Origin of the sequence: Curtobacterium sp. PhB25, assembly GCF_004365375.1 — a bacterium.
In the GTDB taxonomy this organism is placed as follows: domain Bacteria; phylum Actinomycetota; class Actinomycetes; order Actinomycetales; family Microbacteriaceae; genus Curtobacterium.
The window spans coordinates 143,351-165,946 of sequence record NZ_SODR01000006.1 but is presented as its reverse complement, the minus strand read 5'-3'; the positions used below and the strand labels follow the sequence as shown (position 1 = coordinate 165,946).

At 69.0% G+C, this 22,596-nt stretch carries 28 protein-coding genes, 1 tRNA gene and 1 pseudogene; 10 read left to right on the top strand and 20 right to left on the bottom strand.

Annotated features, from left to right (window positions below; genetic code table 11):
* Positions 1 to 123: 123 nt before the first annotated feature.
* From groL to EDF51_RS13350, 6 genes are all read right to left on the bottom strand, one after another.
* Entirely contained in the window at positions 124 to 1,746 is a 1,623-nt protein-coding gene (gene groL, locus EDF51_RS13375) for a chaperonin GroEL (RefSeq protein WP_111085221.1), read from the bottom strand.
* 261 nt (positions 1,747 to 2,007) lie between these two features.
* The gene (locus tag EDF51_RS13370) at positions 2,008 to 2,211 is read right to left on the bottom strand and encodes a cold-shock protein (RefSeq protein WP_111085222.1); all 204 of its coding nucleotides are present in this window, start codon (positions 2,209 to 2,211) and stop codon (positions 2,008 to 2,010) included.
* A gap of 181 nt (positions 2,212 to 2,392) precedes the next feature.
* Positions 2,393 to 2,998 (bottom strand): LytR C-terminal domain-containing protein, encoded by a 606-nt coding sequence (locus tag EDF51_RS13365; protein WP_131877461.1) that lies wholly within the window; start codon positions 2,996 to 2,998, stop codon positions 2,393 to 2,395.
* Positions 2,995 to 3,351, bottom strand: coding sequence for a DUF3263 domain-containing protein (locus EDF51_RS13360; RefSeq protein WP_243698001.1), 357 nt, complete (start codon positions 3,349 to 3,351; stop codon positions 2,995 to 2,997). Before EDF51_RS13360 ends, EDF51_RS13365 begins: the two co-directional genes overlap by 4 nt.
* Before the next feature lie 96 nt (positions 3,352 to 3,447).
* A complete protein-coding gene (locus EDF51_RS13355) occupies positions 3,448 to 4,527 on the bottom strand; it encodes a DUF2332 family protein (protein ID WP_134195289.1) in 1,080 nt (359 codons plus the stop codon).
* A complete protein-coding gene (locus EDF51_RS13350; RefSeq protein WP_165901127.1) occupies positions 4,527 to 5,000 on the bottom strand; it encodes a GNAT family N-acetyltransferase in 474 nt (157 codons plus the stop codon). Before EDF51_RS13350 ends, EDF51_RS13355 begins: the two co-directional genes overlap by 1 nt.
* 65 nt (positions 5,001 to 5,065) lie before the next feature.
* On the opposite strand from EDF51_RS13350, the gene msrB reads away from it, so the two are divergent.
* The 10 genes from msrB (at position 5,066) to EDF51_RS13305 (ending at position 9,191) form a co-directional block, all read left to right on the top strand.
* A complete protein-coding gene (gene msrB, locus EDF51_RS13345) occupies positions 5,066 to 5,473 on the top strand; it encodes a peptide-methionine (R)-S-oxide reductase MsrB (RefSeq protein ID WP_123293306.1) in 408 nt (135 codons plus the stop codon).
* Between the two features lie 37 nt (positions 5,474 to 5,510).
* Positions 5,511 to 5,586 (top strand) — tRNA-Thr (locus EDF51_RS13340).
* A gap of 149 nt (positions 5,587 to 5,735) precedes the next feature.
* The gene (locus EDF51_RS13335; RefSeq protein ID WP_134195287.1) at positions 5,736 to 6,029 is read left to right on the top strand and encodes a hypothetical protein; all 294 of its coding nucleotides are present in this window, start codon (positions 5,736 to 5,738) and stop codon (positions 6,027 to 6,029) included.
* Between the two features lie 303 nt (positions 6,030 to 6,332).
* On the top strand, positions 6,333 to 6,728 hold the full coding sequence (locus EDF51_RS13330) for a hypothetical protein (protein ID WP_134195286.1): 396 nt from the start codon (positions 6,333 to 6,335) through the stop codon (positions 6,726 to 6,728).
* Positions 6,725 to 6,970, top strand: coding sequence for a DUF4258 domain-containing protein (locus EDF51_RS20190; RefSeq protein WP_134195284.1), 246 nt, complete (start codon positions 6,725 to 6,727; stop codon positions 6,968 to 6,970). Before EDF51_RS13330 ends, EDF51_RS20190 begins: the two co-directional genes overlap by 4 nt.
* Positions 6,967 to 7,278: a DUF2283 domain-containing protein gene (locus EDF51_RS13320; RefSeq protein ID WP_134195282.1), complete on the top strand. Its 312-nt coding sequence runs from the start codon at positions 6,967 to 6,969 to the stop codon at positions 7,276 to 7,278. Before EDF51_RS20190 ends, EDF51_RS13320 begins: the two co-directional genes overlap by 4 nt.
* A gap of 304 nt (positions 7,279 to 7,582) precedes the next feature.
* Positions 7,583 to 7,756: a hypothetical protein gene (locus EDF51_RS19950; RefSeq protein WP_166673555.1), complete on the top strand. Its 174-nt coding sequence runs from the start codon at positions 7,583 to 7,585 to the stop codon at positions 7,754 to 7,756.
* Complete coding sequence (locus EDF51_RS13315; RefSeq protein ID WP_134195280.1) at positions 7,746 to 8,234, top strand: hypothetical protein; 489 nt, start codon at positions 7,746 to 7,748, stop codon at positions 8,232 to 8,234. The genes EDF51_RS19950 and EDF51_RS13315 overlap by 11 nt, the downstream gene beginning before the upstream one ends.
* A gap of 139 nt (positions 8,235 to 8,373) precedes the next feature.
* Complete coding sequence (locus EDF51_RS13310) at positions 8,374 to 8,538, top strand: DUF4236 domain-containing protein (protein ID WP_134195279.1); 165 nt, start codon at positions 8,374 to 8,376, stop codon at positions 8,536 to 8,538.
* Between the two features lie 56 nt (positions 8,539 to 8,594).
* Positions 8,595 to 9,191, top strand: coding sequence for a hypothetical protein (locus EDF51_RS13305; protein ID WP_134195277.1), 597 nt, complete (start codon positions 8,595 to 8,597; stop codon positions 9,189 to 9,191).
* Positions 9,192 to 9,273: 82 nt separating this feature from the next.
* On the opposite strand, the gene EDF51_RS13300 is transcribed toward EDF51_RS13305, so the two are convergent.
* The 14 genes and pseudogenes from EDF51_RS13300 to EDF51_RS13235 all read right to left on the bottom strand — a co-directional run bounded on the left by EDF51_RS13300 (position 9,274) and on the right by EDF51_RS13235 (position 22,534).
* Positions 9,274 to 9,753 (bottom strand): hypothetical protein, encoded by a 480-nt coding sequence (locus EDF51_RS13300; RefSeq protein ID WP_134195275.1) that lies wholly within the window; start codon positions 9,751 to 9,753, stop codon positions 9,274 to 9,276.
* Positions 9,750 to 10,214, bottom strand: coding sequence for a hypothetical protein (locus EDF51_RS13295; RefSeq protein ID WP_134195273.1), 465 nt, complete (start codon positions 10,212 to 10,214; stop codon positions 9,750 to 9,752). The genes EDF51_RS13300 and EDF51_RS13295 overlap by 4 nt, the downstream gene beginning before the upstream one ends.
* A gap of 14 nt (positions 10,215 to 10,228) precedes the next feature.
* Positions 10,229 to 10,639 carry a hypothetical protein gene (locus EDF51_RS13290; RefSeq protein ID WP_134195271.1) on the bottom strand — a complete coding sequence of 137 codons (411 nt, stop codon included), beginning with the start codon at positions 10,637 to 10,639 and terminating at the stop codon, positions 10,229 to 10,231.
* A complete protein-coding gene (locus EDF51_RS13285; RefSeq protein WP_134195270.1) occupies positions 10,636 to 11,472 on the bottom strand; it encodes a hypothetical protein in 837 nt (278 codons plus the stop codon). The genes EDF51_RS13290 and EDF51_RS13285 overlap by 4 nt, the downstream gene beginning before the upstream one ends.
* 58 nt (positions 11,473 to 11,530) lie before the next feature.
* Complete coding sequence (locus EDF51_RS13280) at positions 11,531 to 11,773, bottom strand: hypothetical protein (RefSeq protein WP_134195268.1); 243 nt, start codon at positions 11,771 to 11,773, stop codon at positions 11,531 to 11,533.
* A 12-nt stretch (positions 11,774 to 11,785) separates the two neighbouring features.
* Complete coding sequence (locus EDF51_RS13275) at positions 11,786 to 13,828, bottom strand: hypothetical protein (RefSeq protein ID WP_134195266.1); 2,043 nt, start codon at positions 13,826 to 13,828, stop codon at positions 11,786 to 11,788.
* Positions 13,828 to 15,414: a hypothetical protein gene (locus tag EDF51_RS13270; protein ID WP_134195264.1), complete on the bottom strand. Its 1,587-nt coding sequence runs from the start codon at positions 15,412 to 15,414 to the stop codon at positions 13,828 to 13,830. Before EDF51_RS13270 ends, EDF51_RS13275 begins: the two co-directional genes overlap by 1 nt.
* Complete coding sequence (locus tag EDF51_RS13265; protein ID WP_134195262.1) at positions 15,414 to 16,373, bottom strand: hypothetical protein; 960 nt, start codon at positions 16,371 to 16,373, stop codon at positions 15,414 to 15,416. The genes EDF51_RS13270 and EDF51_RS13265 overlap by 1 nt, the downstream gene beginning before the upstream one ends.
* Positions 16,374 to 16,386: 13 nt before the next feature.
* Positions 16,387 to 17,253, bottom strand: a complete 867-nt coding sequence (locus EDF51_RS13260; RefSeq protein WP_134195260.1) for a hypothetical protein — start codon at positions 17,251 to 17,253, stop codon at positions 16,387 to 16,389.
* Between the two features lie 932 nt (positions 17,254 to 18,185).
* Positions 18,186 to 20,939, bottom strand: a pseudogene (locus tag EDF51_RS13255) (tape measure protein); the annotation flags it as partial.
* Complete coding sequence (locus EDF51_RS13250) at positions 20,929 to 21,168, bottom strand: hypothetical protein (RefSeq protein WP_134195256.1); 240 nt, start codon at positions 21,166 to 21,168, stop codon at positions 20,929 to 20,931. The pseudogene EDF51_RS13255 and the gene EDF51_RS13250, both read right to left, overlap by 11 nt.
* A 164-nt stretch (positions 21,169 to 21,332) precedes the next feature.
* Positions 21,333 to 21,665 (bottom strand): hypothetical protein, encoded by a 333-nt coding sequence (locus tag EDF51_RS13245; RefSeq protein WP_134195254.1) that lies wholly within the window; start codon positions 21,663 to 21,665, stop codon positions 21,333 to 21,335.
* Positions 21,666 to 21,745: 80 nt separating this feature from the next.
* The gene (locus tag EDF51_RS13240; RefSeq protein WP_134195252.1) at positions 21,746 to 21,970 is read right to left on the bottom strand and encodes a hypothetical protein; all 225 of its coding nucleotides are present in this window, start codon (positions 21,968 to 21,970) and stop codon (positions 21,746 to 21,748) included.
* Positions 21,971 to 21,973: 3 nt separating this feature from the next.
* Positions 21,974 to 22,534, bottom strand: a complete 561-nt coding sequence (locus tag EDF51_RS13235; RefSeq protein ID WP_134195250.1) for a hypothetical protein — start codon at positions 22,532 to 22,534, stop codon at positions 21,974 to 21,976.
* Positions 22,535 to 22,596 lie beyond the last annotated feature (62 nt).

Sequence of the window (22,596 nt, the reverse complement as noted above, 5' to 3'; positions counted from 1 at the left end):
CGACGGCTCGTGACCGCTCGGCGGACCTGAGCGGGGTGTTGTGACCTCCCGACCCACCCCGCCGGCCCCGCACGCGGAAGGGCCCCGCACGCGCAGCGTGCGGGGCCCTTCGAACAGGACTGCTTAGAAGTCCATGCCACCCGTCGGGTCGCCGGCCGGAGCGGCCGCGGCACGCTCAGGCTTGTCGGCGACGACGACCTCGGTCGTCAGGAACAGACCAGCGATCGACGCAGCGTTCTGCAGCGCCGAACGCGTGACCTTGGCCGGGTCGATGATGCCCGCGGCGATGAGGTCGACGTACTCGCCGGTCGCGGCGTTGAGGCCCCAACCTGCTTCGAGCTCGCGGACCTTGGCGGCCACGACACCCGGCTCGAGACCGGCGTTCAGCGCGATCTGCTTGAGCGGTGCGTCGATGGCGACGCGGACGATGTTCGCACCGGTCGCCTCGTCACCCTCGAGGGTGAGTGCGTCGAGCGCGACCTTGCCGGCCTGGATGAGGGCGACGCCACCACCGGCGACGATGCCCTCTTCGACGGCAGCCTTCGCGTTGCGGACGGCGTCCTCGATGCGGTGCTTGCGCTCCTTGAGCTCGACCTCGGTCGCGGCACCCGCCTTGATGACGGCGACGCCACCGGCGAGCTTCGCGAGGCGCTCCTGGAGCTTCTCGCGGTCGTAGTCGGAGTCGGTCGCGTCGATCTCGGCGCGGATCTGACGGACACGGCCGGCGATCTGCTCGGCGTCGCCGGCACCCTCGACGATCGTGGTCTCGTCCTTGGTGATGACGACCTTGCGGGCACGACCGAGCAGGTCGAGCGTCGCGTTCTCGAGCTTGAGGCCGACCTCTTCGGAGATGACCTGGCCACCGGTCAGGATCGCGATGTCCTGCAGCATGGCCTTGCGGCGGTCACCGAAGCCCGGGGCCTTGACGGCGACGGACTTGAAGATGCCGCGGATCTTGTTCACGACGAGCGTGGCCAGGGCCTCGCCGTCGACGTCCTCGGCGATGATCAGGAGCTGCTTGCCCGCCTGGATCACCTTGTCGACGACCGGCAGGAGGTCCTTGATGTTCGAGATCTTCGAGTTGACGATCAGGATGTAGGCGTCCTCGAAGACGGCTTCCTGACGCTCGGGGTCAGTGACGAAGTACTGCGACAGGTAGCCCTTGTCGAAGCGCATGCCCTCGGTCAGCTCGAGCTCGGTGCCGAAGGTGTTCGACTCCTCGACGGTGACGACACCTTCCTTGCCGACCTTGTCGATGGCCTCGGCGATGAGCGCGCCGATGGTCGGGTCTGCAGCCGAGATCGACGCGGTCGCGGCGATCTGGTCCTTGGTCTCGATGTCCTTCGCGTTGGCGAGGAGCTGGTCGGAGACGGCGGAGACGGCCTTCTCGATGCCGCGCTTGAGCGACACGGGGTCGGCGCCAGCGGCGACGTTGCGCAGGCCCTCGCGGACGAGTGCCTGGGCGAGGACGGTCGCGGTGGTCGTACCGTCACCGGCGACGTCGTCGGTCTTCTTGGCGACCTCCTTGACGAGCTCCGCACCGATCTTCTCGTACGGGTCGTCGAGCTCGATCTCCTTGGCGATGGAGACACCGTCGTTCGTGATCGTGGGGGCGCCCCACTTCTTCTCGAGGACGACGTTGCGGCCGCGCGGGCCGAGCGTCACCTTCACGGCGTCGGCCAGCTGGTTCAGGCCGCGCTCGAGGCCACGGCGGGCCTCCTCGTCGAAAGCAATGATCTTAGCCATGTGAGTTCTCGTCCCTCCCGGACGTCGTGGGGTCGTGCTGGCACTCAACGTGAGCGAGTGCCAACGCCGATTCTGGCACTCGCCCGGTGCGAGTGCAACACGATCGGGAGGCTCGTCACGTCTTCCCAGGACACGCCCCGCCAACAGCGCACCCCGACCACCGCCGCGGACCGCCCGCCACGCACGTCATGCAGCGCGGGCCACGCACGACGAACGCGCCGCCCCTGACGGGACGGCGCGTTCGCGATGAGTGTCGTGCGTTCAGGCCGGTCGGACTGCCTCCGCCTGCGGGCCCTTCGACCCGGTGCCGACGTCGAACACCACTGCCTGGCCCTCCTCGAGGACCTTGTAACCCGACATGTCGATGGCCGAGTAGTGCACGAACACGTCCTGGCCTCCTCCATCGACGGTGATGAAGCCGAAGCCCTTTTCAGCGTTGAACCACTTCACGGTTCCGTTGGCCATGATCTCTTGCTCCCTGGTACTGCCGTGCGAACGACGTGTTCGCCGTCTGCAAGGGACTCTGCTCGAAGCGCGCCGATCAGGCAAGAGGTGTGACGTTGTTTCACGTCGATTCCGTCAGAAATCAACGTGCCCGAAACACGACCGTCACAAATGCGGGTGGAAAGCGCCCGCGGAATGCGGATCAGCCGGTGTAGTCGGCCCCGAGCACGACGCTCACGTCGGCGTTCGGGAACGCTGCCGACTGCTGCACGGCTGTGACCCCGAGCTGCTTCGCGATGCCCTGCGCGACCGCCGCCTGTGCGGCCTGCTGGTAGTACACGACGGTCGAGGTCGACCCGGTCGTGCCGGCGTCCCCGGTCGAGGCGACCTGCCAGCCGGCACCGGTCAGCGTGGCGCTGGCGCGGGCGGCGAGACCGGTGGTCGTCGTGCCGTTCAGGACGACGACGGTGGTCGTGCCCTGCTGTGCCGGCGTCGCGGCAGCGGCTCCGGAGTCGGCACCCGACCCGGCCGACGACGACGCCGAGGGCTTCGAGGTGGCGGACGCGGACGGCTTCGACGTGGCCGACGAGCTCGACGACGCCGAGGGCGAGTCCGAGCCGCTGAACGAGTAGCTGCCGTTCAGGAGCGCGAGGACGAGCACGCCGATGCCGACGAGCACACCGGTGGCGAGTGCCGCCCAGGCGAACGCGATCCAGCCACGGCCGCGGCGCTGGGCACCGCGGTGTGCGCCGACCCGGGGGCCGTCGGCGACGTCGTCGAACCGGTCACGGGGGAATCTGGTGCTCATCGTTCCTCTTCACGTCCTTCGGGAGCGGCACCGGGCGCGACGAAGCTGCGCGTCGCCCGGGCGCTGGTGCGCGCGTGCCGGAGCCGCTGCAGCCTGGTGACGAGCTGCGGGTCGTACGCGAGTGCCGCGGGCGAGTCGATCACGCGGTTCAGCACCTGGTAGTAGCGCGCCGCCGACATCTCGAACTCGACCCGGATCTCCGCTTCCTTCGTGCGGTCGTGCCGTGCCCGGTCGTGCTCGAACGACAGCACACGCTGCGCGAGCTCGCTGAGCTGGTCAGCGCGGCGCTGGTCAGCGCGGCGCTCGTCAGCGCGGCGCTCGTCAGCGCGGTGCTCGTCGGTGGAGCTGGTCACGGCGGTTCCGATCACGGTCGGGTAACGGGTCTCGCACATCGTAGGGGCGGAGAGCATCCGGACCCTGGCACGGCGCTGGACTGTCGCGAACACCGGTCACAGGTTCGGGTCGCGGAGCCAGCGCACACGCGTGCCGAACGGGTCCGAGACGGCGACCGCGGTGCCGTCGATCGAGGCGGTGGCGAAGGCGTCCGGATCCGCCGCGTCGACGTCGTCGGGCAGCGTCGCCGCCACACCGCGCAGGATCCCGGTGCGTTCGAGCGCGATCCAGTGCACGCCGCGTTCGCGGACGCGGTCCACGAACCGCTGGCGCTCGGCACCCGGCACGTAGACCAGGGTGCCGGTGGTCAGTACGACCGGCTCCACGTCGTCCGGCAGGGCGTCCAGTGCACGGTCGAGATCGCCCGGCAGCGTGCCCCGGATCCGCACGGGAGGCACGGCGAGCGTCGCGCGCGCCGCCTCGCGCATCAGGGCGGTCCGGTCCAGGGCCTCTGGTGGGACCGCTTCGACCAGACGGTCGAACGCGCCGTCCGCCGACAGGTCGATCGGGTTCGGGTCGAGCAGCACCCGCGCACCGACACGGATCGGCCTGCTCGCCGGAGCCGGAAGGACCCCGGAGACGCCCGCGACGAGACGGACCGCGGGTTCGTCGACCGCCGTGTGCATCCGGACGAGCTCGGTGCGCGCCCCGCCGTGGTCGTCGCGCCCCGAGGAGTCGGGGCGCGACGACAGCACCGGGGCGCGATCCGCCGGCACCCGGGACTCCGACGTCCGGTGGTCGAGCGTGACCCGGTCCGGGATCGAACAGAGCCCGGCGGCGCCCCCTGCGTCCACCAACCCGAGCGGCCGCGAGGCCCGCTCGGCGAGCGCCGCGAACAGCGGGACGACGGGACCGAGCCGCCGCGGGTCGTTGGCCTGCACCGTGGCGGAGGCGAGGGCCGTGACCAGGGCGGGGCGGGCCTCCCGACCGATCGCGCGCAGCGCACCGGGGTCCGACGGATCCGCGCCGAGCCGCCGCGCGACCGCGAAGAAGAGTTCCGGCTGCCGCTGCTGCTCGGCGACCTCGTCGAGGAGCGCGACCAGCGAGTGGTCCAGCGACCGCGCCCAGGCGGCGTAGGACGGCGACACGGCCTCGATGCGGTCGGCGTAGGCGGCGTACCGGCCGAGGGTGTCCATCAGCGCCCCGGGCGGTGCATGCCGACGTGCCGGATGCCGGCTTCGTCGTAGGGCGTCCCGAACCGGACGAAGCCGTGGCGTTCGTAGAGCGCAGCGACGTACTCCTGGGCGTGCAGGACGACGGGTTCGTGCCCGTGGGCCGCGAGCACGGCGGCGACGAGCCGGCCAGCGATGCCCTGCCCACGGTGGTCGGGGTGCGTCGCGACCCGGCCGATCACCCAGGACGGCGGCGGTGCGTCCGCCGGGTGTTCCTCGTCGGCAGCCGGTCGGATCAGGCGCAGGTACCCAACCGCTTCGGTGTCCGTACCGAACCACCAGTGCTCGGTCTCGGGCTCGCGGTCACGGCCGTCGAAGTCCTCGGCCGTCACCCGTTGTTCGAGTGCGAAGACGCGGTTCCGGAGCACCACGATGCCGTACAGTTCGTCCGTCGTCAGACGGGTCCAGCGGGCGTGGTGCACGGAATGCTCGGACATCGTCGCGAGTTTACTGAAGTGGTCGGGAGTGCCCGGAAGAACCCGACCGGAAGCAGGAGGAAACAATGGCATACAACGTCGACAAGTCCGACGCCCAGTGGCGCGAGGACCTCTCCCCGGACCAGTACGCCGTCCTGCGTCAGGCGGGGACCGAACGGCCGTGGACCGGTGAACTCCTCGACGAGGAGCGTGCCGGCGTCTACACCTGTGCGGCCTGCAACGCAGAGCTGTTCAAGAGCGGCACGAAGTTCGACTCCGGCTGCGGCTGGCCGTCGTTCTACGAGTCGGTGAACCCCGACGCCGTACAGCTGATCGACGACAAGTCGCTCGGCATGGTGCGCACCGAGGTCCGTTGCGCGAACTGCGGTTCGCACCTGGGCCACGTGTTCCCCGACGGCTTCGGCACGCCCACCGGCGACCGGTACTGCATGAACTCGATCTCGCTGAACTTCGCGGAGAAGCCGGCCGAGTGAGACCCCGACGCCCTCACCGGTAAGATGAGCGGCGTCAGCCGGCATGGCGCAATTGGTAGCGCACCGTACTTGTAATACGGGGGTTGCGGGTTCAAGTCCCGCTGCCGGCCCCAGAACTGCCATCGGCGTGTAGCCGAAGGTGTAGCCATCGCCTCACGGCACCATGCCCGGAGGCGATGACGGGTCAGTCGTGAAGTCGACAGCTTCATTCGGGCAAAGTTAAGCCCTCGGCCTGTCGGGGGCGTCGGGGACACTGCTCGTCATGGCCGAGCATCGGTGGGCACCGCCCGAGCACCAGGACGTTCCGATCTACGCAGCGGAGTCGCTGCCTGTCGACGAGATCGATGAGCCGGCACAGCTCGACTCCCCTGAGTCCGTGTGGGTGTCGCGGCTGCGGTTCGAGGAGATCGGCGTGGTCGAGCAGGTCAAGGCGTTCGCGGTTGCTCGGTCCGACGTCGCCGTGTACGTGGAGATCGCATGGCAGGGACGACTGCAGCGCGCGTGGGTGCCGCGGGCGACGGTGAATCGGCGCACGCTCAGGCCGCGGCGAGACTAATGGCGCGACGACGCCGAGACCGCTGGTCGCTCGGTTCGGCGTTCTCGCTCCCTGAGGCGGCGCGCGGCGGCCCAGACTACGACGTCGCTCCCCCGGACCCCGTGCTCGCCTGGGTGCAGTTCCCCGACCGGATCCTCGAGGTCGAGGCGCGCGCGATCGCGTACACGGAGCGCGCGGTGCTCGTCGAGTGGGGCTTCGGCCAGGCGACGGACTGCGCGTGGATATGGAGGGACGCCGCGCGATCGGATCGTCACCCTCACCGGGGGTAGACACGATGCGCGCTAGGGGTGACATACTCTCGACATGGCCGAGCTCGACTATGCGTTCCTTGCTGACTATGCCCAAGTCGAGGGTGGGAAGCTCTCTGCCCTCGGGGCGAGCTACACCCACGCGTCGGTACCCAGCGCCACCAGCATGTGGATGACCTCCATCGCGGGCCGAGTGAAGACCTCCGTCGATGCCGACCCCGTCGAGCTCGAGATCCAGATCACGGCTCCGGAGGGCGCGTTCGAGATTTCTCAGAACGCGACCCTTGAAGTGGGGCCAGGCGCGCGCCCCTACGCCGACGGCAGGGTTGGCCTGCTATTCGCGAGCACCGTAGCGCTTCCCGTCTTCGGGGCAGGTCTCTACGAGGTCACGCTGAAACTGGACGGAGAGTTCGTTCGCCGCCTGGCGTTCGATATGTCGGTGGAGTCGTGAAGTATCTGATCAGTGGGCACGCCCGCGGTCGCATGAAGAAGCGGAAGGTTTCTGAGGCCGACATCGTTGCAGTACTAGAAGCTCCCATCATGACCTGGCATGATCCAGCTGAGGGCTCGATGGTTTTGACCGGCCGGGGTGTGAACGGCGGCGATCTCCTCGTTTGGGTCGCAGGTTCTACTTGGCCCGTGAGCGGTACAATCCGCGTGAAGAGCACATCCTGGAAGGATGAGGACGAATGAACATCAAGGTGACCGTCGACCACTCCGTCAACGCGGCGTACATCGAGCTCTCGGACGCCGAAGTGGAGCGGACCGTCAAGCTCCGCGACGCAGTGATGGTCGACCTCAACGAGTTCGGCATGGTGGTCGGTATCGAGATGCTCGGCATCGACGTAGACCTGCCACTTCAGCAGCTCCGCGACGAGTATCACGTCGACAGCAAGGTCGTCGACGTGCTCTACAACCTCCGCCCGAACCTCGGGTATCAGCTCGCTCGGTTCCAGCAGACCACCGAAGGCAGTAGCGAAAAGGTCGAGCAGTTCGCGTAGCGGACTCTCACTTGAAGCATGGCCCCGGCTCCCAGTGAGCCGGGGCCTTTTTGTCTCCAAAGACGGTGAACTAGTGTAAACTAATCTTACAACAACAGAGAGGAGGGGATGCGATTGGAATCGCAGCAGTCGTGATCGCGGCGCTCTCGTTCACAGTCCAAGTCACGCAGTGGCTGGGCGGAATGAGGCGGAACCGCAAGGCACGACACCGGAAGTAAGACAGGGTGGCCCGAAGCACTGATACTGCCTCGGGCCACCCGCTCCGGGGATTCTACGCGCAGCCCCTCCATGGAAGGAGGACCAGGTGAAGAGGATCATCAGCACGCGCGCGGCACAGTCCGCAGCGGTCGTCGGTGGCGTCATGGCCGCCGCCTCGGTGGTGGCCGGACGGTACTGGCCGATCATGCTCGCGCTGTGGGCAGGGTGGGCCGTGGTGTCCGTCCTGTCGGTGCGGCAGGAGGTGCGCCGTGCCGACTGACGTGGCGGCCGCGCGTCGGCGGTTCGACGACGAGCAGAAGCGGTTCCGGTCGACCGTTGTCTCGGCGGTCGATGAGGGCCAGCGGAAGACGGACGTCGCGGCGGACGCAAAGATCAGCAGGCCCGCGCTCGACTCATGGTTGAAGACCGCCAGCCAGACAGCGAGTAGCACGATGTCGCCGAGGGAGTGGAAAGCACTCGAGTGGATCGAGAACTCGGAGGTGGTGACGTCCGAGTTCATGTGGCGTGACGTCGTTACCGGCCGGACCTACATCGCAGAGAGTCCGCGTGGTGTCGCTGACGAGCAGGTGAAGGTCCGCCAGGTGAGTCGCGTCGACGGTGTCATCGTCGGGGATCGCCCTGAGCTCGGCGAGGTCTCCCTGTCTTCCGGTGGCCTACCGCAGACGAGGATCGAAACGGCGACGTTCGAAGGCGAGTGGAAGCCAGCCCGCGCCAGCGAAGGTGGGGTCGAGAAGTGAGCGAGGTCGCCCCGGCGGCGCGACTATCGCGTGTGGACCAAGCCGCCCGAATCCTGACGACCGTCCGCAAGGGGCTCTCCACTGCGACATGGCTGTGCGACGAGATGCTCGGCGTGCTCGAGCGAGGGGCGAAGCGCTGATGGGGCTCCTCTTCCGCCGCAGCAAGAAGCTCGGCCGCGGCGTCCGCCTGAACGTGACCGGGCGCGGGGTGTCCGCGTCGGCGCGCAAGGGCCCGATCTCGGTCTCGTCGAAGGGCCGCGTCACGATCCGACTCGGCAAGGGCTTCTCGTTCCGGCTGTTCTGAGCCGCTGCCCGAACGGGGGTAGACAGCCCGACCAGAAGGCGACCTATGCTCGGACTGTGAAGAAGCACATCATCGCCGCAGCGGGCCTCGCGATCGCCCTCGGCCTCGCCGGCTGCAGCTCGTCCGGATCCGAGACCGCCGGCGGCTCGTCCGCTGAGGTCGAGTCCGCCCCGACCGAGACCAAGGCCACTCCCGTCGAAAACGTCGACAAGACGTGGACGTTCGACTACCAGGGCGCGACCGGAACGTTCACGCTCGACGGCGACACCACGGACCCCGCCGTCGCCCCGATCGATGCAGCGCGCGCCAGCGTGAACGGCGACGCAGTCACCCTCGTCCCGGTCACCCTCGACAACACCAACGGCACCGAGACGCTCAACATGTACGGCATCACCGTCATCACGAAGGACGGCGAGCAGGTCGACAGCGTCCCCCTCGAGGACGCGTTCTCCGAGTGGGAAGACGCCGCCGGCGACGACGTCGAGAAGTACAACGCCCTCATCGACGCCTACAACGAGCACGCCATGCTCGAGCTACAGCCCGGCGCGAAGGGCACCGGAGTCGTCGCCTTCAGCCAGCCGATCGACTCAGCGTGGCGCGTCACCGTCATGCCCGCCGACGGCATGGAACCGGTCGAAGCCACCGCCTCCTGACCCACCCAGCAACGACGAAAGAGCCCCGCAGACCATCACGGTCTGCGGGGCTCTCGTTCGTACACGTGGCGCTCGCCGAGGGTCACCCCGGGCGGGGCCTCGGTGGTCGTCGGGGCTGGGTCGCCTCGAGGGCGAAGGGGATGATGTCGGCGAGGATCTCGGCGTCGCGCCCCTCGGGGTAGGGCATCTCGTCAGCCACGCCCCAGTCGGCCATGATGCGGCCGAGCCACCGCGCGAGTGCGCCTTGCCGCTGGCGGTCCTCGCGCTTGAACGCGTCGAACGCACCCTGCACCTCGTCGGCGCGCTTCTCCGCCGCCGCCGCGCGCTTCTCCGCCGCCTCGACACGGGTCAGCAGCTGCTCGTTCGAGCGGAGCACGCGGTCTGCCCAGCCGTCAGGGTCGGCGGCGATCTGCGCCTTCCCGACCGCGATCCGCTCGTCCTCCTCCTGCACCGGCTCAGCTCGAGCGGAGCGGACCCTGGCTCGGATACCGAGGTACGCCATGAACGCACCGAACATGGCGGAGATCGCGACGACGATCGAGGTGATGACCTGGTCGCTCATGCACCCCTGCCGTTCGGTGGCCGCGGCGCTGCGCGGGATCTCTCCTCCCGCACCATCTCCCCGATGATGTCGAAGATCCGCCACAGTGATGCGTACATGCGGATCCCGACGAGGGTGAGGGTGAGGGTGCTGGTGACGTTGCCCCGGAGGATGTACGCCACGGTCAGCACGGCGTACACGGCCAGGCCGAGCTCGACCATGATCCGGCCGATCAGCTCGACGCGGTCGTTCATGATCGCGAGGGACACGAGCGCGCCGACCGCGCCGGCGAGGATCATGCTGGCCCAGGCGACGAGGAAGACAGGGACGGTGAAGTCCCCGACGATCTTCGACCCGAGCAGCAGCGACCACAGGCCGAATCCGGCTACACCGATGTCGATGCCGGGCAGCAGGTACCGGTAGATGCTCCGGAACCGCGGCGGGACGAGGGGCAGCGCATCCTTCGACCAGATGGTCTTCACGACGCCGCCGCCCCTCATCCGCCCTGCTCAGTGCGGTAGTCGACAGCCGTCGGCTCGTGCGTTGCGGGCTGCAGCTCGGTCGACGTCGCGGTGGCCTGCTCCTTCGCGATCGCTCGCGGTACGGAACCGGCACCGAGGCGGGTGAGCCAGGCGTTGATCACCGGGATCGCCATCAGCTTCGACAGGGTCGTGGCGAGCGCGATGACGAATGCGAACGCGCCGCCGAGCCACGCGTACGCGGCCGACGGGAGGACGTCGACGACCGCGGCGAGCACCTGCGGCGCGGTGGCCTGCAGGAGCGCGACGGAGCCGCCGAGGCCGACGAGGAACGCGATCGTCACCTGCACGGCGGTGCGAATGACGCGCTGCCACGGGTACCAGATCGGCTCGGTCTTGACCTTCACGGCCTCGTGCTCGCCGGTCATGCTGCAGCCTCCGCTCGCAGCGCCTCGGTGACCGCGCGCTTCACGATTGCCTTGTCGGACGCGTTCGCGGCGTCGACGCGACCGTCCAGCATCTCGAGCAGGAGCTTGATCCGCGCCGAGGACATCTCGACGAACGCGGTGCCTGCGGCCTGCGAGACGGCCCTGGCCTTCTCGTCGGCGTTCCGGTCCGTCTTCCGGATCGTGTCCAGGTCGCGAGACCAGATCACGTACCGGTTGCCGGTCTCCTTCGACTTCACCTTCTGCATGTCGTCCTCCTCAGGGACAGGGTCCGGCACGACGGCCGGCTCGGGGATGGGGGTGGGCTTGGGGGCCGCCGGCACCGCGCCGGTCAGCCGTTCGCGAGCATCGAAGTAGGGCAGCTCGTTCTCGGCGACGGTCGCCATCTCGTGGTGCCACGGCTCGCCGAAGTGGACGCCGGTCCACGTGCCGCCGTGCGCGGCGACGATGTTGTGCAGCACGGTGAACTCGTCCGGGCTGAGGGCGCGGTTCGAGCCGTCGTCCTCGGTGATGCCGAAGTCGATCGCGTTGCCGTGGTTCACCTCGTCGTGCGGCGAGGTGAAGGGCGCTGCCACGACGACGCCGAGGACGAAGCGGTTCGCCCACAGGTACGACTGCCGGGGTCGCGTGCGCTTCGCCTCGTTCACCGACAGGGAGCCGGTGCGGCCCTTCTGCCGGAGGTAGACGTTGAACTTCACCACGATCGTCAGCACCTGCAGCGCCACGCGCGCGCTGGTGACGAACTGCTCGATGCCGCGGCGGTCCCCGTACGACGACGGGCCGACGCTGAAGATGCTGCTGAACTTCCACTTCATGGGGGCTCCTGGAACGACGAAGGCCGCCCCGAGGGGCGGCCGTGGATGGGAAGGGGGGTCAGCTGCCCGCGTCGGGCGGCATCGAGTCGATCGCGACCTGCAGGGCTGCCGCGCGGGCGCGGTTCGCTGTGGCGAGCGCGGCGAACTGGTCGGCCTGGCCCTGGGCAGCGTCGGCGGAGGCGAGCGCCTGGTCTCGGTCGCGCATGAGCATCCCGGCGGTGGTGTCGGGGTACGCCGGCGGCAGCTGTACGCCGTCGTCGTCCGGGCTGTCGTCGGTGGGTGGGGTGTCGTCGGTGGTCACGGTGTTGCCTTCCTAGTTCGCGGGGAATGGCGGGTAGCCGCCGAAGTCGAGCGCGCCGGAGCCGCCCGAGGGGCCGATCAGGTCGATCGCGCCGCCGCTGTGGACGCGGACGATCCACTGGGTGGGCGTCGCGGTGCCGTTGCGGTCGATCCAGGCGCGGCGGATTCGTGCGGGGCGGAACCCTGCCGGCAGGACGAACATGCGCTGGTTGGTCGCGCCCGGAGTGACGAGGCCGTCGAAGTAGATGACGCCGTTGAGCCGCCGGTACCGGAAGGGGCTGTCGGTGTCGTTCGTGCCGCCGGTGAGGGTGGGCTGGATCCAGTCGGTGTCGCCGAGGGCGTACTGGACGCCGGTGCCGGCGTCGAAGATCTGCGACGTGTGGATGGTCGGGAACCAGGCGATGCCGTTCGTCTTCACGACGGCGGTTCCCGCGGAGGGCAGCGCCTGGGTTCCGAGCTGCAGGAAGACGGTGCCGCCGGTGTTCGACGCGAAGCTCATCAGGCCGCCTGCCGCGCCGTTCGGGATGCCCTCGATCACGCCGGCGCTGACCGCGTTCGATCCGTCGAGGCCGTAGAAGTTCAGGCGGTTGTTCGACAGAACCACACGCTTGCCGGTTGCCGACGACTGCACGACCGCACCGGTGAGGGTGATGCCGCTGAGCGAGTCGACGTCGATCATCCCGGCGGTGATCTTCTTCGCCTGCACGACGTTCGCGAACAGGAAGTCGATCGTCGCCTGGGCCATCGTCGCGCCGGACGTGACGAACAGGTTCGACACGTTGACGGTCTGGAAGTTCCCCGTCGCCGCGGCGATCTTCTGCGCGACGAGGTCCGCGATCGCCGCCGAGCCCGCGGTGAGCTTGGCGACGTCGAGGTTCGCGATGACCTCGGAGCGGATCTGCTGCGGCGTCCACACCGGGGCTGCGAGCGTGCCCGACTGCAGCCACTGCCCAGCGATGTTCTTCGCGCTGTCCCAGAGGAACCAGATGGTGCCGGTGGGTGCGGTGCCGGACGGGCCGGCGGTCGAGGAGTACAGGATGAGCGGCTTGCTGTCCGCGGTGGCCTGTGCTGCCTTCGCGGCGTTCGACGCTGCGACCGCTGCCTGGTTCGCCGCCGCGGCCGCGGCGGCTGCGTCGGTGGCGGCCTTGTCGGTGACCTGCACCCAGTCCGAGGAGGACGTGTCGAACGCCCAGGGGGTGTTGTCGCTCGAGCGGATCCAGAGGTTCCCGACGGCAGCGTTCGAGCCCGTGGGCTTCGACGCCTGGTAGATGACCTTGCCCTTGCCGTTCGCGATGCCCGCGGCGGTGAGTGCTGCGGTGTTCGCGTCGGACGCGGTCTGCTGCGCGACGGCGGCCGCGGCGTTGGCCTGCGCGGCGACGTCCTTCGCTGCCTGCGCCGCCGCGACCGCGGTCGCCGCGGCCTGCGCGGCGGCGACGGTCTGCGCGTCGGTGATCGGTTCCCACTTCGCCGTGTCCGGGTTGTACCGGTTGGGCTGGTTCTTCGGGATGCCGTCGGCATTCGTGGAGATGTCGATCCAGAGGTTCGCGGTGTTCGCTCGCGACCCGGACGGGGGCGACACCTGGACGATGGTCTCGCCCTTGGACGCGGCGAGCCCCGCCGCTGCGAGGGCTGCATCGGATGCCGCTTCCGCCTCGGTCCTGGCGTCGCCGGCGGCGCGGATGGCGGTGTCGACGTCCTCGGACAGGCCCTCGTACTGGGTGCTGAAGGTCTCGTCGATCTCGGTCATCGACGCTTCGATGTCGGCGGCCTTGTCGTCGAGCTCGGCGCGGGCGTTCTCGAACCTGGCGTCCATGTCCTCGTCGAACGAGTCGAATAGGGCGCTCAGGTCGGAGACGCCCTCGTTGCCGTCGGCGACGTCTTCCTGCACGTCGGGGAGGGCATCGTTCGTCACGACGGACTCGGTGACCACGTCGGCGACGGCGACCGCAGTCTCGCCGCCGATCGTGGTGTTCCCGAGCTGCGAAGCGGACCCGACGCGGTCGATCTTGGTCTGCATGTCGTGCAGCCGGCGGGCGACCTTCTCGGGTCCGTTCATCAGTCGACTCCTGCTCCGTACGTGAATGAGTCAGTCAGCTGCAGGCTGACCTCGGTCGTGCCGTCGGTCTTCTCGGTGAGGCCGACGATGCGGTGCCACAGCCCGAACTCGCCGTAGTGCGGCACGCGGCCCTGGACGTAGATGTCGTCGCCGAGCCCGTACGTCCCGCGGGGGCTGTTCGGGTGGTTGGCGACGGTGATCGAGTCCACGGCGAGGGTCTGCTGCCGGGCGACGAGCTCGGCCTGCAGCCGGGTGACCATCTCCTGCTTCGACTTGATGTCCTTCGACTGCAGGGTGGCGACGCGGCGGACGCGGCCGTCGCGCTTCGAGATCAGCCGGCGAATGGATCCCGCGCCCTCGCCGGCACCGATCCCGAACACCGTGTTCGCGAAGTCGCCGCCGGATGTGGTGGGCTGCAGCTGCACAGTGATGTTCACGCCCTGCTGGAACGTCGGGTCGGAGTCGCCCGACAGCCGGCGGCCGGTGCGCGGGTACGCGATCCGGATCCGGGTCTGCGGGAGGTCGCCGGACCAGTAGTGCTCCTCGACCCAGTCGAACGGGGCGTCCTTCGCGAGGTCGTCGATGAGCCGGCCGCAGTCCTGCGCCTCCCACGCCTCGAGCGCGTACGCGCCGCCGTCCTCGGACTCCGCCTGCTGCGCAGCGCTCTTGAGCTCGGACGCCTTGTCCTTCCGCTCCTTCATCGTCTTCACGATCGCGGCCTGCGCGTCGACTGCGGCCTGCTGCGTCTTGATGCGTGCGTTCGTGGCGGTCAGGGTGTCGTCGCGTCCGTCGAGGGCGTCCTGCCGAGCCTTCACGGTGCCGGCCGCCGAGGTGACGCCGGCCTTCGCGGCCGTCAGCGCGGCCTGCGCCGCGGCGATCTTCGCCGGGTCCTTCGTCTTCTGCGCCGCCTTCAGCGCGCTCTCCGCGGCCGTCTGCGCCCGCTTGGCGGCCGTGAGGGCCTTCTTCGCGGCCGACAGGTCCTTCGATGAGCCCGCACGCGTGCTGCGCTGCGAGGCTGCCGTCTTCCGGGTGGCGGCGACGATCTTCCGGAGCGCCTGCAGCGTCTTGTTCTCTGCCTTGTAGTCGCGGACCTTCTCGTCGTAGTACGCCTCGGCCTCGATGCGCCGCTGCGTGGAGAACGACCCCACCTTGACCGGGGTCGACCCGACGACCGTGATGCCGAGGTCGGAGTCCGGGAACGACTGCGCGTTCGCGACGAGCTTCCGGACGATCGATGCAGGGTCGACCTCGGCTCCGTAGTAGGGCGCGTCGTCGTAGGGGCAGCCGTATAGGACGGTCGGGAGGGCGGAGACGGTCAGCTTCCACTCGGGGCCGGCGTACTCGAGCTCGGTGACGAGGCCGCGGAACCGGATCTGCCCGTCGTCGTCGAGCGTGATGATGGTGCCCCACTCGTCGAACAGCGGTCGACCGTCGGACGCGATGCTCTTCCCCTGCGACGCCTTGACGCTGACGGGCATCGTGCCCACCGCGGAGAGCTCACGGGTGACCGTGCTGAAGCTGAGCCCGCGGAAGTCGTACGTCAGCACTTCGCGGGTGCTGGCCCGCTGGATGATGACCCGCTGCATCAGGACAGCCGTTCGACGAACTGCACGTCCGCGAGGTAGTACGTGTCGTCGACCGTGAAGAGGTTGCCGTCGCCGCCCGAGCGGAGGCCGGAGATCCGCAGCGACGTCGTGGTGCCCCTGAGAGCCGCCGGCAGCGCCATCTCGCCCGCGACGACGACCATCTGCCGGGCCTGGCCGCCCTGGGCGGCGTAGTTGTAGTTGTACTCACCGAACGCGGTCGAGGTGCCGAGGATGAGCCGGAGCGATCCGGATGCCCTCGCGGCAGTCTGGCCGCCCATGAACTCGAGGCGGGCGATGATGTGCGTCGCCCACGACGGGATGTCGATGTCGTACGTGTTCTTCGTCGGCCAGGCGGTGAACGTCGACGACGTCAGCGGATTGCCCGGGTCCGCGGTGCCGAACAGGATCTGCCGGTCTCCGCGCGGGTTCGCCAGCGATCGCAGGTCGGTGATCATCGCGTTCGTGATCGTCTGCGTCGACTTCGGGATGTCGACGCGCGCGAGCGCGATCGCGGACAGGCCCTTGTACTGGTCGAGCTCGAGCAGGGACCGAGTGCCGGCCGGGACACCGGGGATGACGTCGAACTTCGTGTACGGACCCTTCTGCGGGTCGGCAGGCGCGGGAGCGTTGTTGTCGAGGTTCGGGTTGTCGACTCGGCAGATGACCAGGTCGGAGCGGCCGGCGGCGGATCCGGTGGCGGCGAACTTCACCTGGTCGAGGTCCGTGACGGGGTTCCGGACCGTGTACGCCTCCTGCGGGAGACTCCGGACGAGTACCGATGCGCCGCCGGCGGCGACGCGCACCCCGGCACCGGGAACGGGCAGCGCGGACACCTTGAGGTCGGAGGGTGACGCGACGCCCTGCCGGCCGCCGGTGGCGAGGTAGGCGAGCATCCGGGCCGCGTCTCCGCCGTGCTGGGCTTCGCCGCCGATGAACCAGGGGACACCATCGAGCGCCATGTGGGCACCTTTCTCACGGGGTGGGGTACGCGGCGAGCCAGTCGGCGCGCGCGGTCGGCGCGCCGGAGGACGACGAGCCGGAGAGCAGGAGGGTGTAGTTGCCGGGCGGCAGGGACGCGTCGGTCAGAAGCGTCGACGAGCGGGTGAGAGCGGCGATCTGGGTGCCGTTGCGGAGGACGCTCTGCCGGCCTGGCCGGGTGTCGATGACGAGCGTTTCGTCGTACCGGAGCGAGGTCGCCGCGGTGAACCGGAATCGGCCGGTGACCTCGACCGTCGGGTTGACGATGGGACCCTCGATGGTGATGACCGGCCAGGTGGGTACCTCGCCCTTGACGGTGAACGTGTTCGCCGCCGTGGTGGACCCGTAGGCGACGAGCGGTTCGACCAGCGGTTCGACGAGGCCGCCGGACTGTGAGACCGCCAGCGGCACCCGGATGTAGTCCGGCTCGTCGTACCAGAGGTCATCGCTGGTGGCGAAGTCCAGCGTCGCGCCGACCGCGCCGGCGGCGTCGGGGTAGAACGCCGGGGTGAACCGGCGGGGCCTTCCGAACGTCGACCGGCCGGATGGGTGCGTGAGCTTCGCCATCGCACCGGGTGTCGAGCGGATGCTGTCCGCTCGCCACACCCGGCGGAGTGCCGCGTACAGCTGCCGAGCTTCTTCGTCGGTTTCGCCGACCGCGGTCAGGCCGAACGCGATGGTCTGCCCTGCCGTGGTGTCGATGCCGAAGAAGGTGCCGTCAACCCCGGGCAGTGAACTGTCCTGCGTCTCACGGTCGGGATCCCCGAGCTCGGGGGCGATCGCGAACGGGTACCGAGACGACTGCGGGCCGAACAGGATGATCCCGTCCGACCCGCAGTCGATCTGCCAGCTCTTGCTCACCTGTTCCGTCCTCCCCGGTCGAGCGAGCTCAGCCAGTGGTCGACCTCGTCGAGGTCGTGCTTGACGGACCCGCTCGAGACGAGGGTCAGACCCTCGATCAGTGGCGCGTCACGCTGTCCCCGACGGCGGTCGCCGAGCAGGTTTTCCTTGATGGCCGGGGTGAGCGGCACCACGGCCTCGTCGTACCGGCCTTCGCCGACGTTGACGAGCGAGCCGCCGGGCTGGCGCGAGATGTACGCGCCGCTGGCGAGCTGCGGGACCCGCTGCGACATGCCCTTGAACTCGAAGTGCCACGGCTCTCGCTGCGAGAAGCCGAGGCCCGTGTTCGCCCAGCCGTACTTCGCGCCGTTCGCCCGGAGCCAGTCCTGGCCGCCGGCGACGTCGGCTGCACGGCCGAGGCCGTGCACGGACGTGCCGACGGGGGCCGCGAGGTTGCCGCCGCTCTTGAACAGCGACCACCGGTACGCCTGCGCCTTGAGGTCGCGGTAGCCCTCCGTGAGGCGGAGGATGCCGCCGGAAGCTCGGTAGGCGGTGTTCCACGCCGCGGCGGCAGCCTTCTGCAGGAGCCCGCCGGTAGCGCCGACTCCGGAGCCCGGCGCGAAGCCGAGCGCCTTGCCGAGTGCCGACGACGCGAGGTTGCCGTTCTTCCCGTTCCCGCCGAAGGGAGTCAGGCCGCCGAGGTCACCGATGCCCTTGAGCTTCTCGATCGCGCCGGACAGGATCTTCTGCCCCACGCCCTTCGCGACGTCGAGCATTCCGCCCGCGCCGGGGATCTTCCCGATGAGCCCCTTCGCGAGCTTGCCGAGGGTGCCCATCGGGTCGGACACGACCAACTTGGCGGTCTCGGCGGCGTTCTTCGTCCAGTCCCACGCCTTGCCGGCCTTGCCTGCGACCCAGTCCCATCCCGACGCGATGTTCTTCTTCGCGTCGGTGACGAGTCCGCCCTTGGCGTACCCGTTGCGGGCGATGTCGTAGAGCCGGCCGACGCCGATGCGGCGGGTCTGCTCCTTGGTGAAGACGAACTCGTCCTTGTGGACGATGCCGGCGGGGTCGAACTTCCCGCCGGGGCCGGTGTAGCCGCCCGTCGCGAAGCCCTTCGGGAGGGAGACGTTCGGCAGCTTCTTGGTCTTGAAGAAGCCAGCGGCCTTGTTGAAGTTGTCGATGATCCCCTTTTGGATCACCGTCTCGACGACGAACTTGATCGGGGCCTTGACCGCGGACTTCACGGCGTCCCACGCCTTGCCGATGCTGTCCTTCATGACCGTGAACGCCGCCGGGATGGTGACCTTCGCGATGTTCGCGATCTTGTCGAACACGGGCTTCAGCCAGGAGTTCCAGACCCCGCGGACGACCGTGCCGATCCCGGAGAAGACCGGGCGGATGATCGTGTCGCGGAGCCAGGTGAACACCGGGCCGAGGGTGGTGCGGAGGAACCCGACCACGGCACCGAATACGGGCAGGACGACGCCTGTCCACCAGGCGGAGACTGCCGACCCGATCCAGCTGAACACCGGCGAGATCACGCCGGTCCACAGCCAGGTGAAGGCTGCACCGAGGGTGCCCCGGACGAAGCCGACAGCGAAGCCGAAGATCGACGACACCGTGGTCCACCAGACCGAGATCGCTGCACCGATCCAGGTGAAGACGGGCTGGATGACGCCGGTCCACAGCCAGTTGAAGGCCACGCCGAGGGTGTTGACGAGGAGCCCGACGATCGCGGAGATCGCCGTGCCGAAAATCCTGGCTGCCCAGACGACGATCGCGCCGATCAGCTGGAAGATCGGGGAGATCCAGCTGTTCCAGAGGTAGCCGACGGCGTTGCCGATCGCGGTGAGCGGCGGGGCGATGTAGTTCGTCCACAGGGCGACGAAGAACCCGCCGACGGTCTGCACGGCGAGGCCGATGCCAGCGAACGCGGGCTGCAGGATGGTCCGCCACAGCCAGGTCGCCCCGGCGGCGATGCCGTCCCAGGCGGGCTTGATCGCGTTCTCCCAGAGCCACACGAAGGCGTCGCCGACCGCTGCGACCGCGACCTTGATCGCGGCGAAGGCGGTCTGCACGATGGCCTGCCCGAGCTTCGTCTGGGTGAAGAACCACACCAGGCCGGCGACGAGCGCGCCGATGACGGCGATCGCGATGCCGATCGGGCCCATCGCGATCTTGACCGCAGCTCCGAAGATGCGGAGCGCGCCGGCACCGATGAGGGTGGCGACGGTGCCGATCTTCGTGGCGGTGGTCGAGATGCGCTGGGCGAGGGTCTGCCGACCGAGGGCGGAGGCGTTCTGGTTGGTGACGCCGGTGTTGACGCCGGTCGCGCCGGACGCGACGGTCGTCGCGCGGGCGGTCGCGTACTCGAGACGCGCGGCCTCGAGGCGGAGGATGTTCCGCTTGATCTGCACCGGCAGTGCCATGAGCTCGGCGGTGCGGAGCACGACAGACGCCGCGGCCGTCGCCCGGGAGGCGAGCTGCCAGGCGATGAAGCCGGCAACGATCAGCGGCATGTACTGGACGATCGTGTCGACGTGGTCGGCGAGGAACCCGAGGACGCCGGCGAGGACGGTGATCCCGGCCGCGGCGAGCTTGCCGGCGGAGTCGCCGAGCTCTGGCAGCTGCTCGCGGAGCGCGGTGAAGGCCGGGGTGAGCTTGGACAGCGACGAGCCGACGCTGCCGAGGGCGGTGTCGGTGTCGCCGCTGCTCAGCGAGGTGAAGACGTCGCGGACCTTGCCGACGAACGCTTCAGCTCCGGCGATGACCTTGCCGAAGTCGACCCGGTCGATCCACCCTGCGAGGGCAGCCATCCCGGCCGAGACCTTCTCGTTGAGGACGTCCGCGTAGGGCTGCAGTGCTGCCGTGCCGCGGTCGACTGCCCCCGTGATGGAGGTGAAGAGCGCGGGAGCGCCAGCGACTGCTCCGGAGAGGAACATCGCGCCGAGACGGCCGAGGGAAGCGCCGACGTTCGCCCACGCGCCGCGGACGGTCTTCCCGGAGGCGAGGGCCGCGCCGCCGATGTTCTTCTCGATGACCTTGCGGAAGGTGGCCGAGTCGACCTCGCCCTTGCGGACCATGTCGGACAGGTCGTCGGCGGAGACCTTGTACTCGTCCTGCAGCCACTGGAAGATCGGGATGCCGCGGTCGGCGAGCTGGTTGAGGTTGTCGGTGTAGACCTTGCCGCTGGTGGTGGTCTTGTTGATGATCGAGCCCATCTCGCCGAGCGAGGTGCCCGCGATGGTGGCTGCGTCAGCGGTGAGCTTGAGGTACTTCGTGAGCGCCTGGCCGGGCTTGATGCCGGCGGCGACGGCGTTCGAGGCGACACCGGCGGCGTCGCCGAGACCGAACGCGGTGCCCTTCACGGACGCGAGGGCGCTGTCCATGATCTTGGCGATGCCCTCGGTGGAGGTCTTGAGGCCGGCGAGCTTGCCCTTGGCGTCGTCGATGTCGAGGAGTCGGGCGATGCCCTTCTTCGCGGCGACGGCAGCGATGCTCGCGCCGATGGCCGTGACGCCCGCACCGACGATCGCGGTGGACTTCACGGCCATCGACCCGACCGACTTGAGGAAGCCGGGCGACATCTTGCTGCCGATGGACGTGCCGAGGGCCTGCGGGTTGATCTCCCGCTCGATCGCCCGGCCGGCACCCTTGGCCTGCGGGACGACGGAGACGTATGCGATGGCGGACTCAGTCGACATGGGTCAGGCCCTCCCTGTTTCTTCGCAGCACCTCCCGCGCTGCTGCAGGGGCGAGGTTGGTCTTGCCGAGGCGGTTGGTGTTGGCGTCCGGCCAGGGGCGCGGGTACGGCCTGGGGCGGGGGCTGCCCTTGGTCCACTGGGCGGCGGCGAACTGGTCCATCGAGTCCGCGTTCTGGATCCACTCGCGGCTGACGGGGAAGTCCCATCCGTGCTGCGCGGCGAAGAGCACTGAGGCGGTGTCGCGAGTCGCGACACGCAGAAGGCGGTCGACCTTGACGTGGTCGACCGCCTTCGCGATCTGCTCTTCGGTGGAGTCCTCGTCGTCGCCGATGTCGTCGACGTCGAGGCCCAGCTGGTAGAGCTCCCAGACGAGCTCGTCGGGGTAGGACTCCGCTAGCTGTCGGAGTCCTTCGATTCCCCCAGGCCGACGTGCCCCGCCCAGTGCTCGAAGACCGTCTCGATGTCCTCGAGGTCGACGACGGCGCGGAAGTCCTCGGGCAGGACGAGCTCGAGGAACTTGTCCATCGTGGCGACGCCGAGTTCGCGCTGCCACTCCTCCTGGACCTTCTTCTCCGGGTTCCGCGGCTTCTTGTACTGCGCCCGGATCGTCATGATCTCGGCCGGGATGCGGCCGGGCAGCGTGTACTCGGTGCCGTCGTACTCGACGACGAGCGGCGGACGGGACTTGGCCTTGATCTGCAGGGCCTTGGTGGCGGTGTCGCCCATGTTGTTCTCCTAGCTCGGTGGGAGTGCTCGGAAGGGGTAGGAGGTGTGCCGGGGCCCGAGCGCCCCGGCACACCGGTTGGTCACTCCTTGGGCGCGGACGCCTTCGAGGTGGTCTTGGGGGTCGCCGTGCCGGCGTCGGGCTCGTCGCTCGACTTGTCGGTGGCGGGCGGCGGCGTCGGCTTGACGTCCTCGCCGGTGACGAGGACCCAGATGCCCTTGTCCTGGATCTCGCGCTGCTCCGGCGTGACTTCCCGGATCTCGTCCGTCCGCATGTTGCGGACGTGCATCGTCTTCGCGGCGGCCATGTCTCAGGCCCCCGCGGTGGTGTCGAGGGAGCCGTACCACTTGACGGCGGAGTAGGTCTCGCCGGTGTCCTCGTCGGTGATCGAGTAGCCCGTGATCGTGATCTCGTAGCCGATGGCCTCGCCGTTGACGTAGACCTGTTCGCCGACCTCGGTGATCTCGCCGTCCGGGACGTCGACGCGGATCAGGTCTTCCTCGTCGATGACGTCCACCGCGAACCGGCGACGGCCGCCGGTCTTCGACGGGTTGATCTTGATCGAGCCGTTGTCGGCGACCTTCGCGCCGTAGTAGAGCTCGATGTTCTCCTTCTTGGTCTCGAGGAGGACGCAGGCGTACTTGATCGAGGACTCGGTGACGGGCTCGCGGACGAGCGCGCCGTTCTGCCACGCGCGGATCTGGTTCGTCGACCGGTCGCGGGTCTCGGTCACGCCGGCGTCGCCGATGTAGCCGTGGTCGATGTAGCCGGTCAGCGCGCTGGTGGCGCTGGTGGGCCGCGTGGCGGTCTTCGGGGCGCTGTACACCGCGCCCGTGACCGCTACGCGGACGTTCTCTGCTTCGAGGGACACGAGGGCCCTTCCTTCCAGTTGTGGTGTGGTGGGCGTGTGCCCCTGGGGTCCCTGCTCGGTGG